Origin of the sequence: Longimycelium tulufanense (assembly GCF_014645795.1) — a bacterium.
Classification (GTDB): Bacteria; Actinomycetota; Actinomycetes; order Mycobacteriales; family Pseudonocardiaceae; genus Longimycelium; species Longimycelium tulufanense.
The window spans coordinates 363,292-377,683 of sequence record NZ_BMMK01000002.1; the positions used below are offsets into that span (position 1 = coordinate 363,292).

Consider the following 14,392-nt stretch of genomic DNA (forward strand, 5'->3'; position numbering starts at 1 on the left):
GGCTGCTCCTTCGTGTGCTCAGTGCTGCCGGTGTGGGGGGTGTCACCCGTCACGATCCCAGCATGGTCAGGCCGAGGCCTCCCCGGCGGGGGTGCTGACCAGCGTGCCGATCTTCTCACCACGCACCGCGCGACGAATGTTGCCCTCGACCAGGAGGTTGAACACGATGATGGGCATGTTGTTGTCCATGCACAGGCTGAAGGCAGTGGCGTCGGCGACCTTGAGCCCGCGCTCCAACGCCTCCCGGTGGGTGATCTGCTCGAACTTCACCGCCTCCGGGTCGGTCTTCGGGTCGGCGGTGTAGACGCCGTCCACCCCCTTGGCCATCAGCACGACCTCGCAGCCGATCTCCAGGGCCCGCTGGGCGGCCGTGGTGTCGGTGGAGAAGTAGGGCATGCCGGCGCCGGCGCCGAAGATGACCACGCGCCCCTTCTCCAGGTGCCGCATCGCGCGCCGCGGGATGTAGGGCTCGGCGACCTGGCCCATGGTGATCGAGGTCTGCACCCGGGTGTCGATGCCCTGCTCCCGCTCCAGGAAGTCCTGCAGCGCCAGGCAGTTCATCACCGTGCCGAGCATGCCCATGTAGTCGCCGCGGGCCCGGTCCATGCCGCGCTGCTGGAGCTCGGCGCCGCGGAAGAAGTTGCCGCCGCCGATCACCACGGCGATCTGGGCGCCCTCGCGCACGACCTCGGCGATCTGCCGGGCGACCGTCTGCACGACGTCGGGGTCGACACCGACGCCACCGCCGCCGAACATCTCCCCGCCGAGCTTCAGCAGGACCCGCTTGAAGCCGGGCCGCCGGCCGCTGTCCTCGGTCACCCGTTTCTCCTCCTTACGCTGGTGCCGCGCGATCGGGACGTGGATACGCGAAGGCGGGGCCGCCAGCGCGTCAGTTGCCGCACGGCGGCCCCGCCCCGGGTGCGTCAGGCCTGGCCGACCTCGAAGCGGGCGAACCGGGTCACGGTCACGCCCGCGGAGTCCAGCACGGCCTTCACGGTCTTCTTGGAGTCCTGCACAGACGCCTGGTCGAGCAGGACGACGTCCTTGTAGAAGCCGTTGAGGCGGCCCTCGACGATCTTGGGCAGGGCCTGCTCGGGCTTGCCCTCCTCGCGCGCGGTCTCCTCGGCGATGCGGCGCTCGTTGGCGACCACGTCGGCCGGGACCTCGTCCCGGGTGACGTAGCGTGGCTTCATCGCGGCGATCTGCATGCCGGCGGCGCGGGCGGCCTCGGCGTCGTCGCCGGTGTACTCGACCAGCACGCCGACGGCGGGGGGCAGGTCGGCGGCGCGGCGGTGCAGGTAGGTGGCCACGGTGCCGTCGAAGCCGACGACCTTGGCCAGCTCCAGCTTCTCACCAATCTTGGCCGACAGCTCCTGCACGGCGGCCTCGACGGTCTTGCCGTCCAGCTCGGCGTTCTTCAACGTCTCCAGGTCGGCCGGCCGGTTGGCCTTGGCCACCTCGACGATGCGCGCGGCCAGCGCCTGGAAGTCGTCGTTCTTGGCCACGAAGTCGGTCTCGCAGCGCAGCTCGACCATGACGCCGCCGTCGGCGGCCACCAGGCCGTTCGCGGTGGTGCGCTCGGCCCGCTTGCCGACGTCCTTGGCGCCCTTGATGCGCAGGATCTCGACGGCCTTGTCGCAGTCGCCCTGAGCCTCCTCCAGCGCCTTCTTGCAGTCCATCATGCCGGCGCCGGTCTTCTCACGGAGCCGCTTCACGTCGGCCGCGGTGTAGTTCGCCATCGTGCGTTGTCCGTCCTTCTTCGGTACGCGGCGGTGGTGGGGTGGATGTGCGCCCGCTCCGCCCGTGCCGCCACCGGTGGCGGCACGGGCGGAGCGGGGATCAGGACTGGGCCGGGGACTCCGAGCCCTGGCCGCCCTCGGCGGTGGCGCCGGCCAGCAGCTCCTGCTCCCACTCGGCCAGCGGCTCCTCGGCCGCCACACCCGGCTCGGGCTTCTCCTCGCCCTCCGGGGCGGCGGTGCGGCCGGCACGCGACATCAGGCCGTCCGCGGCGGCGTCGGCGACCACGCGGGTCAGCAGCGCGGCGGAGCGGATCGCGTCGTCGTTGCCCGGGATCGGGTAGTCGACCTCGTCCGGGTCGCAGTTGGTGTCGAGGATCGCCACGACCGGGATGCCCAGCTTGCGGGCCTCACCGACGGCGATGTGCTCCTTCTTGGTGTCCACGACCCAGACGGCGCTGGGCACCTTCTGCATGTCGCGGATGCCGCCCAGCGTCTTCTCGAGCTTGTCCTTCTCGCGGGTCAGCATCAGGATCTCCTTCTTGGTGCGACCCTGGAACCCGCCGGTCTGCTCCATCGACTCCAGCTCCTTGAGGCGCTGGAGCCGCTTGTGGACGGTCTGGAAGTTGGTGAGCATGCCGCCCAGCCAGCGCTGGTTGACGAACGGCATGCCGACCCGCAGCGCCTGCTCGGCGATGGCCTCCTGGGCCTGCTTCTTGGTGCCGACAAACAGAACCGAGCCGCCGTGGGCCACGGTCTCCTTGACGAACTCGTAGGCCCGGTCGATGTAGGACAGCGTCTGCTGCAGGTCGATGATGTAGATGCCGTTGCGCTCGGTCAGGATGTAGCGCTTCATCTTCGGGTTCCAGCGCCGGGTCTGGTGCCCGAAGTGCACACCGCTGTCGAGCAGCTGCTTCATGGTGACGACGGCCATGGCCGGTTTCGCACCTCAAGTCGCTCGGGCGTGCTGGCTCGGCCAGCACGCGGGTCGGTTGCCGCGACGGGCCGGTTGGCCCGTCGCCCTGGTGCCGCGCCGCCGCCCGGACCCGCCGTCGCCCCTCGGGGCCTTCCGCCGGGACCGCCGGGCGCCGTGCCCCGACCAGATGCGGGGCGCGCGCCGACACGCGAAGTCGGCCCGTGGGCACACGGGCCGCCGGAGTAAGTGTAGTGGGTTGAGCCAGTGCGCCTCACACCGAGGCCCCTCCCCTGCCCAGCGCTGATTACGCAGCGAAATCACCCACCCACAACGCGGAGTTTCCACAGTTCACGGGGACCCGCACTGCCTCGGCCACACCACCGCAACCCCTGGACCGGCCCGCTGGCCCCCGACCACAACCCCCATCGGCTGGTGCGCCAGCGGGCGCGGCCGCTTCTTGCCACCCCCGGGCCGCCCGTGCCCGGGCCGCCCGTGGAGCCACGCCCGGCCCGTCCGCGGATGCACCCCCACCACCAGGCACGCCTCCGCGCTTACTCACACCCTGCCCCACTGCGCAGAGGACGCCGCCCGCTCCCCCGACAACCCCCGCCTGCCCTGCCGGCGACCGAGCCACACGAATCTCGAACATCGCGTTCCATCAACACCCGGGTGTTGCGACGTTCCCCAGAACCGAAGTCGCACGCCGGCCAACGTCGTCCCTCCTCCGACCGGTGCGGCGCCCGCCCGGGATCGCAGTTCCCTGCCCGCCGTCGCCTTGGCCGAGGCTCTCCCCGCCGGCCCATACCCGCCACACCCACCCGCCCACAACCTCGGCCCACCCTACGAACCCAAGCCCACTGGCCTATCCCGACGTCCAGCCCGCGATCTCCACCCCACCGACTCGGCGCACGCTGCGCGAACCCCCGCCCGCTCTTCCTAACCCCCAGCACATTGGCCAGCCTCGCACCTGCCGCCAACCGGCGCGGGCCCAACCCACGACCTGGGGCCGTGTTTGCCCACCCCACGCTGCGCGAACCTCTACTGCCTTCCGTTCAACACCCCCAGCAGACGCAGTTATCCACAGGCCCTCAAACCATCCACAACCCGCGATCACCCGCTCGCAATTCATGGCCGCGCGGTGGAACGTGGGCACATGCCTGCCATTCCGCTTCTCCTCCTGAGCGCCCTCGCCGGACCCGTCGCCATCCCACCCACGCCGCCCGCGATCGACTTCCCCCGCGGCGGCGTACTCCCGAGCGTGCAGCGCACGGGAACCGAACCCGGGCAGCACATACCTGCTGCGCGGGGCACCTTCGGTTGGCCGCTCAACGGACCGCCCCCCGTCACGCGGCACTTCCACCCGCCCCCGCATCCCTACGGGCCGGGGCACCGTGGAGTGGATCTTGCCGGCGTAACCGGTCAGACCGTGCTGGCCGCCGGGGACGGTGTCGTCGTGGTCGCCGAGAAGATCGTCGACCGAGGCGTCATTTCCATCGCCCACCCCAATGGCCTACGCACCACCTACGAACCGGTCACTCCGCTGGTCACTCACGGGCAGTGGGTCCAACGGGGCGACGTGATCGGCTCCCTCGACGCCGGCCATGCCGGCTGCCCAGCCGAGGCATGCCTGCATTGGGGAGTGCGACGCGGTCGCGACTACGTAGACCCGCTACGGCTGGTGACCTCACACCCGGTACGGCTCCTGCCATGGCGAGGGAGCTGACGACCAGTTGCCCCAACGGTGCACGAGGTACCCCATTCCCCCTGATCGGAGGTGATCAGCACCTACGAAGCATCGACACCTGTGCCACGGCTCGGCGGCTGACGCAAGCAGCCCGTTCGCCGAGGAGGCCCGGCAGCCACACCACACCACGAAGAACCACGAAAGCGACGCGCCCAAGCCGAAAGCACCGAACGCGCTTCCCGTTACCAGTCCACTACCGCTTGTCAGTCGTTACCGCTCGCTAGTCCGGGAAGCCACGCCTCAGACAGCGGCATCGGCGTCAACCCGCCTCCGCCGTGAGTCCGAACGCGCCACGCAACCAGCCCGTTGCCGCTTCTCGCTTGCGTCTCTCATCGTGGGACACGCCAGTGCCCCACCAGCTCGTTTGGCTACCTCGCTCCCCGGCATCACACGAACCTCGCGGGGCCTTGCCGAGGAAACGAACACGGTCCCGGTTCGATCCAGAGTGCTCGTCCACCGGCCGGCGCCTCGGACACCGGTTGCTGACGCCGGCGACGCAAGGGCGGCAGAGACGGCCGGTGTCTGGCACAACCCATCCGGCACTGATGACGTTGGCGCTCCTGCCGAGACGCGCTCCGCCTGCTTCGCTACCACCAAGCCTGAAGCGAGCTCTCGGTGCGAACGCCTTCCCGTCAAGAACCAGCCAGAGCCACCAGAGGCCCGCCAAACGAGATCGAGCGGCCAGGTCACAGCAGCGCTGTAGTCCGGTCAGGCGTCGTTCTGCTCGGCGAGCTTTGCTCGCAGTCGCAGCACCGCACGGGTGTGCAGTTGGCACACCCGGGACTCCGTCACGCCCAGCACGCGACCGATTTCGGCGAGGGTGAGGTTCTCGAAGTAGTACAGGGTCACCACGATCCGGTCCCGCTCGCTGAGTTGGGCGATGGCATCGGCGAGCTGGCGCCGGCTGTCCTGGTCCACCAGCGCGGCGACCGGGTCCTCGGCCCGGTCGTCCGGCAGGGTCTCGGCCAGCGAGGCGCTGCCGCGTCCCGCCGCGATGAGCTCGTCCAACGCGACCACGCTGGTCAGCTGCAGCTGCGCGTACAGCTCGCGCAGCTCGGCGACGGAGATGCCCAGCTCCGCGGCCAGCTCGGCGTCGGTTGCGGTGCGCTGCAGGCGGGCCTCCAGCCGCTCCAGCGCACGTTCCACGTCCCGGGCGCGACTGCGGACGGAACGCGGCACCCAGTCCTGCGCGCGAAGGTCGTCCAGGATCGCGCCCCGGATCCGCTGCATCGCGTAGGTCTCGAACTTCAACCCGCGCTCGGGCTCGAACTTCTCGATCGCGTCGACCAGACCGAAAATCCCGGACTGCACCAAATCCGCAACGTCGACGTGCGAGGGCAGGCCGGTGCCGACCCGGCCGGCCACGTACTTGACCAAGGGCGCGTAGTGCAGCACCAGCCGATCCCGCAAGGCATGCTCCCCGCTGCGCCCATATGCCCGCCACAACGCGACGATCCCGGCTTCCACCTCGTGGGGGCTGCGTTGGTCCCCCGATCCGGCCCGCTCCCCGGACGCCGGTGGCGCGGCCGCTGCCGACCGTACCGGCTCGGAATCATCCTGGGCCGCACCGCTGGGCGCGGGCTCGGCCCGCACCTCGTCGGGCTGCGGCTCCGTGCCTTCCGCCGGGGGGCGATCACCGCCCGTGTGCGCGGCAGCTCTGGCCCGGTCTGGAGCGGCGTGCACGGACCCGGCCGTGCCGGCGCCGTCGTCCCGCACGGGCCGCCGCTGCGACGTGCGCCCGGTGGGCGGCGCTGCCGTGCGGGAACCTCCCCCGGCATCATCAGGTACGGGGGTGGGTTCGGTCATGAATCGCCTTCAACCGTTCGACGGTGACGTGGGTGTAGAGCTGGGTCGATGCGAGCGTAGCGTGACCAAGTAGCTCCTGAACGCTGCGGAGGTCGGCTCCCCCTTCCAGCAGGTGCGTGGCCGCCGAGTGCCGTAGTCCGTGCGGCCCCGTCCGGACGCTTTCGGGTACCGCCGAGACGGCGTCGTACACCACCCGCCGCGCGGTCCGCGGGCCCAGCCGACCACCCCGGGCGCCGAGGAACAACGCGGCCGGCGAACCGGTCCTGACCAGGGCGGAGCGGCCTCGGGACAGCCACGCGCGCACCGCCCGCGCGGCCGGTTCACCGAACGGCACGACCCGCTCGCGTCCGCCTTTGCCCAACACCCGCACCACCCGGCGCCCAAGATCGACGTCATCGACGTCCAGGCCGCAAAGCTCGGACACCCGCACCCCGGACGCGTAGAGCAACTCCACCACCGCATGGTCACGGAGTGCAACCGGCTCGTCCTCCACAGCGCCGCGCTCCGAGGCCGCCATCACCGCCGCGGCCTGCTCCTGCTTCAGCACCGCCGGCAGCCTTCGCTGGGGCCGCGGAGCGGCCAGCCGCGCCCCCGGGTCCGTTGGCAGCCACCCGCTCCGCGCGGCCCACGCGGTGAACGCTCGTGCCGCCGCCGCCCGCCGGGCCAGGCTCGTCCGGCTGGCTCCCTCCTCGCGCAGGTCGGCCAGCCAAGCCCGCAGTGCCGCGAGATCCAGCCTTTCCAGCCCCGGCCCAGCCGGCTGGCCGAGGCCGCCGGGAGTGCCGGGGGACTTCTTATCGGGCTCGCTGTCCTCCCGGGCAGGCTTGCCGCGACCACGCTCCTCGCGCACAGCGGGCTCGGATACTCCGCCCGTGTCGTCCCGGTACTCGCTTGCCTCCAATCCGCTGCCTGCGCCCTTCCCGGTCGTGCTCCTCTCGGGCGCGCTCTCGGCACCCTGTTCGGGCCCGCTCGCCTCGGGCCCGGCGCCAGCCACTTGCGCAGGACCGCTCAAGTGGTCGAGCAGAGACACCACATCGCCGACGTAGGCCCGCACCGTGTGCGCGGAAAGTCCTCGCTCAAACCGCAGGTGCCGCTCGAACGCGTCAACCACCCCGGCAAGCTCCGCGGGCAGCCGCTCCCGCGCCCGCCGCAGATCCCTCCGACCTTGACCACGACGCCCAGCCATGCCGCAAGACGCTGCGCCCGACCGACGCCCTGGTCAAGCATCGCCACTCCGACCAGCCCACATCGGAACCCAGATCGCCATTCCGCGCCGTCTCCCGGGCCCGTGCCGGTGAGAGTTCCTCCGGGGCCGGTTGTGGTGTCCCGGCCGGCGTTCAGCGGGCTGGCTGAACCCGGCTGGTTCTCACTCGGGACGGGCTCTCCACTCTCCCCAGGGTCTCGGCGATCTCAGGTCGGGTGGCCGAACAATGGTCGGCTGTGGACCCGAGTGGCACGGGGGTGCTGGCGGCGTTGACCTGGGTCCCCCACCGAAGCAGAGCGCACTGACGGCCAGCCTGTGGAAGCCTGCCGGTGGATCGCCCTTCGATGAGCGGTCAACGGATCTGCCCAGTCGCTTGGCTTGCTGGCTGCGGTTGGTTGGCGAGTACGACTCCGACGAGCACGACGCCGGCCCCGAGATAGATGTGCCAGCCCAACGCCTCGCCCGCAAGTACGCCCATGGTGACCGCCACCAGCGGAAGCAGGTAGATCACGGTTGAGGCAGCGGTCGGGCCCTCGTCGGCGATCAGGCGGTACTTGAGGAGGTTGGCGGCGCCCGTCACGAGGACACCGAGAACCAGCAGTGCGACAACCCCAGTCCAGCCGGGAGTCAGCGCAATCGGTCCGACGAACGGAAGCGCAGTGGTGACGACGGCGGAGGCCGCGACCAGCTGGCCAGCGGAGGCTGCCAACAGCGGACATTGATTACCACTGGCCCCAGTGAGAAAACGTCCGATATAGATATACGACACGCCGTAACTTGCCGCTGCTACCAAGCACGCCGCGCTGGCGGTCCAGGATACGTGGGACGTCGCGGACCGCCAGGGGGCGAGAAGTACCGCAACACCCAACAGTCCCAGCAGCAGCCCAACTATTCGGTGCCGCTGGGCCCGTTCACCGAGCGCGATCGCCATCACGTACGTGAAAAGCGGCGTCGTCGAGTTCAGGACGCCAGCGAGCGCGGACGGCACTCGCTGCCCCGCCCAGGCGAGGAGAAAGTAGGGAACCATGTTGGCGAAGATCGCGGCGATTGTGAGGTAGCCCCAGAGCCTTGGCGATCTGGGCAGTGGCTGGCGTCGGAGGGAGGTGACGGCGACCAGGAACCCGGCTCCGAGCACCAGCCTGCCCAACAGAACCCCGAAGGGACTCGTTGCGCCCAACGAGAGCTTGATCAGCAGGTAGCTCGATCCCCATAATCCGGTGAGGAGAAGTAGCCGGAGAACACTTGTCGGCTGCATGTGGGTTTCCTTCACTCGAGCACGTCACGCACCACGCCGCTGAACAAGCCGTGTTCGAGCCGAGGGGCCGTTGCTGGGCGAACAGTCGTGGCGCGTTCGTCACCGGCTGGTCTTGATGCCCAGGAGTTGACGGGCATTGCCGTGGGCAATCTTTCGGCGATCGTTTTCGCTGATGGATGCTTGCTCGAGCCATCGAGCCGCCTGCTCCATGGACTCGTAGGGGTAGTCCGTGGCGAACAGGAGTCGGTCGACACCCACGGTGAGCGCCGCGCAGAGGAGCGCCTGGTCGTGGAAGGCTCCGCTGGTCGTAAGGTAGAAGTTGCCGGAGAGATACTCCGTTATCGTCCTGTCGAGCTTGCCACCGAACGGGTTGTGCTCGAAGCAGTTCTGAATCCGCCAGGAAAAGTATGGCAGCATCTCGCCGAGGTGTCCGAGGATGACCGTCAGACGGGGAAGTCGGTCGAACAAGCCACTGAAGACCAAACGTAGCGCATGGGTTGCCGTCTCCACCCCGAATCCCCATACCGCGCCGACGAGCTGCGGGTGGTCCTGATATATCCGCTGCTGATCGGCCAGCGGTGCCCGTGGATGGAGATAGATGGGAACCCCGAGGTCGTTGACCGAATCCCAGAACTCCAGATATTGCGGCTCGTCGAGGTAGCTGGCTCCATCGTCCGCACGGTTGGTGTAGCCGTTGATCATTGCGCCTTTGAACCCCAAGCGGTTCACACAACGTTCCAACTCGGCCGCCGCAGCCTCCGGATCCTGCAGTGGAAGCGTGGCAAATCCGGCGAACCGGTCAGGGAACTTGGCCACTACGTCCGCCAGAAAGTCGTTGACGGCACCCGCGATGCTCACCGCTTCGGCCGGATCACGGAGCGCTTGCACACCAGGGCTGGTCAGCGACAGGATCGCCACATCGATGCCAGCATGGCCCATCCTGGCGATCCGCTCCCAACCGACGTCAACGAGTTGGTCGAGGACAGCGGCGAAGAACCTGCCATCCACCCCGATCGAGGACGCCTGCCGGAGGGGATCCATCTCCGTTGAACCGTCGCGAACGTCGGTCGGAGCAATAAAATGCTCCTCCAAAGCGATCTTCGGTAGATTCGACAACGCTTCAGTCTCCCCATCGAAGTCAGGGGACGCACGTCAACAACGTCCCAGTCAGAGCGTGTCCGGTGCGTGCACCGAAACTCACATCGGTGCGACCATTCGTCCCCGCTACGAGGACGAACGAGTCGCGGCGACCGGCGAACAGGGTTGAAGATCCTGTGTCTCGGCGTGCGCATCGGTGAGCGTAGTTTTCTCCGGGGACGTCACTTGCTCAACAGGGAACATTGATTTGCCGGTTAGCGAAGGACGCTGCGGCAGGTTTCGTCAATCTTGACGGCTGTCGACGAGCACACCAACGCTGGACATACACCAGATGTCTCGTCCCGCGCCACCCGCCGCTGCCAGGACAACGGGCTCGCCGTCAGCAATCGCACCGGACAACCTGAATCAGGACTCAACAAGCGTTGATCGTGTCTCCGGCCAGCTCACGGCGATGCGGACGTCGCCGATCTTTCCACCCCGACTCCCCACACCTGCACCACAAATCGTGTCGTTTCGTTGACGAGGCGTGCCCACCGGTGGTGTCGTGATGTCCTTCGAGCGGGCCTACCACGTCAGGCCCTCCGTTCGCCGTCGACACTGCCGTGGCCCTCCACGGGCGAAGCCTGATGACCATCCGCAACAGCAAATATCACCCAATCAGGCGATGGTCGTGAAAGTCCACAACAACGTCGCCAAGACTGTCGCTACCTGAACCTCCGTTGGAGCACCGATGCGGGTCACCCTCACCACGGCCACCCAGAGACCTCAGGACCGCGAATCCTACTGGCAAGACGTCATGTGCCAGACCTTCCTACCGTTGAACGTCTCCGTGCGGAACAGTGAGTCCAGTGAATCCTTGATCGGCAGTATCACCGCTCACAGCATCGGAACGCTCGAGGTCGCCACCGTTGCTGCCAACCGCGGCCTTCGTATCGTTCGGAGCCGCGAGTCGATCTCCCGATCACCAAGGGATCATTTCGCGGTGGCCCTACAGCTCGACGGCAGATCCGTCGTAGCCCAGAGCGGTCGGGAGGCACTGCTCCGGCCCGGGGACCTCGTCTTCTGGGATACCGACCACCCGAATGTCCTGGACTCCGGTGGACCACTTCGGTTCGCCGTGTACATGGTGCCGCGACACTCGTTTCCACTGCCGGTCCGTTCCGTGCACCGGATAAGGGGAGCAACGATTCGGCGAGATGAGGCAATCGGGCGCCTGCTGTCGCCCTTCTTGACCAGGTTGGCCACCGAGGCCGATTCCTACGCTGCCTCTCCCGCACTCGACGTCGCCACGCTGGAGCTACTCGCCGTGGCGGCCAGGGAGGTCACCGAAGGCGGAACCCTCTCCCTGGCGTCCCACCCGCTACTGCCCAGCGTCCACGCCTTCATCGAACGGAACCTCGCCAACCCCGCGCTTCGACCTGCACTCATCGCACAACACTTCGGCATCTCCACTCGCTACCTGCACATTCTCTTCGCCGGGCAGGACACCACCGTCGGCGCGTGGATCCGCCAACGCAGGCTGGACGCCTGCCGTAGGACGCTCGCCAGGCCGAATCTCGCCACCCAGACCATAGCGGCCATCGCGCACCAGTGGGGTTTCGTCGACGCCGCACACTTCAGCCGAACATTCCGAACCGCATACGGCGTATCACCCCGACAATGGCGAACCGCAAACAACCCCGTATTCCGCCACATCAACGCAAAATAGGAATAACCTCGAGCGCCCGCTGCAGCAACCAGGTACGATGAGCACGCCGTGAACTACCGTGGCGCCGTGATTCTGACTGCCATCTTCACCCAACTCATTGTTTCTCACACAATGAGGTGATCTTGGTCTGGCGCACCGGGATAGCCCGCGGGGACGGGTGGTGGCGTGGTCAGCTTCGGATGCCAGCGCCTGCGCTCGGGAGCGGTGGGGGACGCGCAGGCGTTGCGGGGGCCATGGTTCCAGCGCGGGGTGACTTATTTGGCTTGTTCGGCGCCGGGCGGGGTGGTCGGGCGCAGCGCCAGCCTTCGGGGTGGCGTTCGGCGAGTCGGGCGAGCTCCAGTGTCGGGAGGAGGGCACGGACACGGTTGAGCGGTACGCCCGAGTCGCGCGCGACCTCCTCGGGGCTACGACCGCCGCGGAGTGGCAGCGCGTCGAAGACCCGAAGTGTTTCCGGATCGAGGTCGTCGGTGGGTCGCCGGGCGACCTTGGGTTCGGCGGCGAGATCGGTGCCGAAGCGGCCGATGGATTCGATGACCTCCGCTACCCTCGTGACGAGATCTGCTTCCTGTTCGCGGAGAAGCGCGTGGCAGCCGACTGACATCGCCGAGGTGACCGGACCCGGCATGGCCATCACGACGCGCCCGAGGGTTCGGGCGGTTGCGGCGGTGTTGCGGGAACCGCTGCGGGCTCCGGCTTCCACGACCACGGTTCCGTCGGAGAAGCCGGCGATCAGCCGGTTTCGGACGAGAAAGCGGTGCCGTGCCGCGGAGGTCCCGGGCGGGTACTCGCTCACGACAGCGCCACTTTTCGCCACGTGGTCGAGGAGGAGGCGGTGGCCCGCGGGGTAGCCGATGTCTATCCCGCAGGCCAGGAATGCGACGGTCGGGCCGTCCCCGGCCAGCGCGCCGCGATGCGCCGCGCCGTCGATGCCGTACGCCGCTCCCGAGACAACGGTGATTCCATGCTGGACCAGGTTGTTGGCGAGTTCGCCGGCCACGCACTCGCCATAGTCGGTGGCAGCCCGGGCACCCACTATGGAGACCGCGCGTTCGGCGAGGTCGGCAAGCCGCGCCTCGCCACGCACCCAGAGTGCGAGCGGGCCGACGAGATGGTGGTGTCCACGCGCCACCGCGAGATCGAAGGCGTTGAACGCCCAGCTCGGCCATTCGTCGTGCTCCGGTGTGACGAGGCGGGCGCCTACCGACTCGGCCGATGCCAGGTCTTCCTCCGGACGCCACAGGTCGCCCCTTGCGTCGGTCTCGCCGCTGGTTTCCGGCGGCGCCTCCCCGGTACGGACCAGCCTGGCCGCGCCAACCGGCCCGACCTCGGCGATCAGTCGTGTCAGGCCGAGGGCCGGTGGCTCGGCGACGCGAAGCAGGTAGGCCCGCGCCAGGAGGAGCTCACGCTCTCCCGGAGTCATGTCACCCTCCGTTCCCGAAACTCCAGTGCGGCGGCGACGTGGTCTGCGTCGGGCCGCTCGGCCCCGGCCAGGTCGGCGAGTGTCCAGGCGACGCGGAGGCACCGGTCGGCACCGCGGCCGGTGAGGGTGCCCGTGTTGAGGCTGCGGTCGAGCAGCGCGGTGACCTTGCGGGGCAGGGCGAACTGGCGTCGCAGTGCCGGCCCCGGCACCTCGGCGTTGCACAACCAACCGTGCTCGCTCCACCGTTCGGCGGCGATGGCTCGAGCCTGGTGCACCCTCTTCCGGACCACTTCGGTCGATTCCGGCTGGATGTCCGCTGTGGACATCGCGGTCAGCGGACGCATGCGTACCCGAAGGTCCACTCGGTCGAGCAGGGGTCCGGACAGCCGGGAAAGGTACCGGCGGCGGGCGTTCGGGAGGCAGATGCAGTTCGTGTCCCGTGCCGGCGCGCAGGGGCACGGGTTCGTGGCCAGGACGAGTTGGAAGCGTGCGGGGTAGCGGACGACTCCATCTCGGCGGGCCAGCCGTACCTCGCCTTCTTCCAGTGCGGTGCGAAGCGCCTCGAGGCGCTTCGGCCCCATCTCGCACGCCTCGTCGATGACGAGGACGCCCCGGTGGGCACAGCTCACCGCACCCGGCCGGGCGAGGCCGCCGCCCCCGCCCACCAGTGCGGCCACCGAGGTCGCGTGGTGGGGCGCCACGAACGGCGGCGTGGTGATCAGCGGTGCGTCGGAGGTCAGCATGCCGGCCACCGAGTGGATCGCGGTAACCTGGAGGGCTTCGTCTGGGGTCAGGGGTGGCAGCAGGCCGGTGAGACGTTGGGCAAGCATGGTCTTACCGGTTCCGGGTGGCCCGATGAGCAGGAGGTGGTGACCGCCGGCGGCGGCGACCTCCAGCGCCCAGCGGGCCTCGGGCTGGCCCACCACATCGGCCAGGTCCGGGATGGACGGTGGTTCGGCCGGTACTGCATCACCGGGTGTGAGCAGGCTGTCCGGCTCGCCACGCAGCCAGGCGAGTACCTCGTGCAGGCAGCGGGCGCCCAGCACCTCCATGTCCTCGACCAGCGCGGCCTCGGCCATGGCGGACTCCGGAACGACGGCCCGGCGCAGGCCGGCGTTCCGGGCCGCGAGGAGGCCGGGCAGGACCCCGCGCACGGGCCGCACGCGGCCGTCGAGCGCCAGTTCACCGACGAGGACGGTGAACTCCAGCGGTGCCTGCGGGACCGCCTGGGCACCGGCCAGGACGGCAACCGCCAGTGCCAGGTCGTAGCCGCTTCCGTTCTTCGGGAGCGTGGCCGGCGAGAGATTGAGCGTGACGCGCTGGGACGGCCACTCCTCTCCACTGTTGCGCACCGCCGCGCACAGTCGGGTCTTGGCCTCATTCAGGCTCGTGTCAGGCAGGCCGACGAGCTGGACGCTGGACAGGCCGCGCCCGATGTCCGCTTCGATCTCGACGGGGATGCCGCTCACGCCGGACAACGCGACCGACCAGGCCCGGGCGAGTGCCAT

The 14,392-nt window shown here is 68.9% G+C and carries 11 protein-coding genes; 2 read left to right on the forward strand and 9 right to left on the reverse strand.

Annotated elements, in window-relative coordinates; all coding sequences use genetic code 11:
• Nucleotides 1-66: 66 nt before the first annotated feature.
• The 3 genes from pyrH to rpsB form a co-directional block, all read right to left on the reverse strand.
• Nucleotides 67-819 (reverse strand): UMP kinase, encoded by a 753-nt coding sequence (pyrH, locus tag IEY55_RS03995; protein ID WP_189053956.1) that lies wholly within the window; start codon nt 817-819, stop codon nt 67-69.
• A gap of 104 nt (nt 820-923) precedes the next feature.
• On the reverse strand, nt 924-1,739 hold the full coding sequence (tsf, locus tag IEY55_RS04000) for a translation elongation factor Ts (protein WP_189053958.1): 816 nt from the start codon (nt 1,737-1,739) through the stop codon (nt 924-926).
• 100 nt (nt 1,740-1,839) lie between these two features.
• Nucleotides 1,840-2,670, reverse strand: a complete 831-nt coding sequence (gene rpsB, locus IEY55_RS04005) for a 30S ribosomal protein S2 (RefSeq protein WP_189053960.1) — start codon at nt 2,668-2,670, stop codon at nt 1,840-1,842.
• 1,135 nt (nt 2,671-3,805) lie between these two features.
• Between rpsB and IEY55_RS04010 the strand changes: the two genes are divergently transcribed.
• The gene (locus tag IEY55_RS04010) at nt 3,806-4,375 is read left to right on the forward strand and encodes a M23 family metallopeptidase (RefSeq protein WP_189053962.1); all 570 of its coding nucleotides are present in this window, start codon (nt 3,806-3,808) and stop codon (nt 4,373-4,375) included.
• A gap of 729 nt (nt 4,376-5,104) precedes the next feature.
• Here the strand turns inward: IEY55_RS04010 and whiG are convergent.
• The 4 genes from whiG to IEY55_RS04035 form a co-directional block, all read right to left on the reverse strand.
• Nucleotides 5,105-6,202, reverse strand: a complete 1,098-nt coding sequence (whiG, locus tag IEY55_RS04015; protein ID WP_229685971.1) for an RNA polymerase sigma factor WhiG — start codon at nt 6,200-6,202, stop codon at nt 5,105-5,107.
• Nucleotides 6,177-7,385 carry a tyrosine recombinase XerC gene (locus IEY55_RS04020; RefSeq protein WP_229685973.1) on the reverse strand — a complete coding sequence of 403 codons (1,209 nt, stop codon included), beginning with the start codon at nt 7,383-7,385 and terminating at the stop codon, nt 6,177-6,179. The genes whiG and IEY55_RS04020 overlap by 26 nt, the downstream gene beginning before the upstream one ends.
• 370 nt (nt 7,386-7,755) lie before the next feature.
• Nucleotides 7,756-8,658, reverse strand: coding sequence for a DMT family transporter (locus IEY55_RS04030; RefSeq protein WP_189053964.1), 903 nt, complete (start codon nt 8,656-8,658; stop codon nt 7,756-7,758).
• A 99-nt stretch (nt 8,659-8,757) separates the two neighbouring features.
• The gene (locus IEY55_RS04035) at nt 8,758-9,774 is read right to left on the reverse strand and encodes an amidohydrolase family protein (RefSeq protein ID WP_229685974.1); all 1,017 of its coding nucleotides are present in this window, start codon (nt 9,772-9,774) and stop codon (nt 8,758-8,760) included.
• A 778-nt stretch (nt 9,775-10,552) separates the two neighbouring features.
• On the opposite strand from IEY55_RS04035, the gene IEY55_RS04040 reads away from it, so the two are divergent.
• Nucleotides 10,553-11,464 (forward strand): helix-turn-helix domain-containing protein, encoded by a 912-nt coding sequence (locus IEY55_RS04040; protein WP_229686048.1) that lies wholly within the window; start codon nt 10,553-10,555, stop codon nt 11,462-11,464.
• A gap of 169 nt (nt 11,465-11,633) precedes the next feature.
• On the opposite strand, the gene dprA is transcribed toward IEY55_RS04040, so the two are convergent.
• Both dprA and IEY55_RS04050 read right to left on the reverse strand, forming a co-directional pair.
• Complete coding sequence (dprA, locus tag IEY55_RS04045) at nt 11,634-12,884, reverse strand: DNA-processing protein DprA (protein WP_189053968.1); 1,251 nt, start codon at nt 12,882-12,884, stop codon at nt 11,634-11,636.
• Entirely contained in the window at nt 12,881-14,392 is a 1,512-nt protein-coding gene (locus IEY55_RS04050) for a YifB family Mg chelatase-like AAA ATPase (RefSeq protein WP_189053970.1), read from the reverse strand. The genes dprA and IEY55_RS04050 overlap by 4 nt, the downstream gene beginning before the upstream one ends.

Coding starts and splice junctions, on each gene's coding strand:
- tsf (WP_189053958.1), bottom strand. CDS start 1,739: ATGGCGAACTACACCGCGGCCGACGTGAAGCGGCTCCGTGAGAAGACC.
- rpsB (WP_189053960.1), bottom strand. CDS start 2,670: ATGGCCGTCGTCACCATGAAGCAGCTGCTCGACAGCGGTGTGCACTTC.
- IEY55_RS04010 (WP_189053962.1), top strand. CDS start 3,806: ATGCCTGCCATTCCGCTTCTCCTCCTGAGCGCCCTCGCCGGACCCGTC.
- whiG (WP_229685971.1), bottom strand. CDS start 6,202: ATGACCGAACCCACCCCCGTACCTGATGATGCCGGGGGAGGTTCCCGC.
- IEY55_RS04020 (WP_229685973.1), bottom strand. CDS start 7,385: ATGGCTGGGCGTCGTGGTCAAGGTCGGAGGGATCTGCGGCGGGCGCGG.
- IEY55_RS04030 (WP_189053964.1), bottom strand. CDS start 8,658: ATGCAGCCGACAAGTGTTCTCCGGCTACTTCTCCTCACCGGATTATGG.
- IEY55_RS04040 (WP_229686048.1), top strand. CDS start 10,553: ATGTGCCAGACCTTCCTACCGTTGAACGTCTCCGTGCGGAACAGTGAG.
- dprA (WP_189053968.1), bottom strand. CDS start 12,884: ATGACTCCGGGAGAGCGTGAGCTCCTCCTGGCGCGGGCCTACCTGCTT.
- IEY55_RS04050 (WP_189053970.1), bottom strand. CDS start 14,392: ATGGCACTCGCCCGGGCCTGGTCGGTCGCGTTGTCCGGCGTGAGCGGC.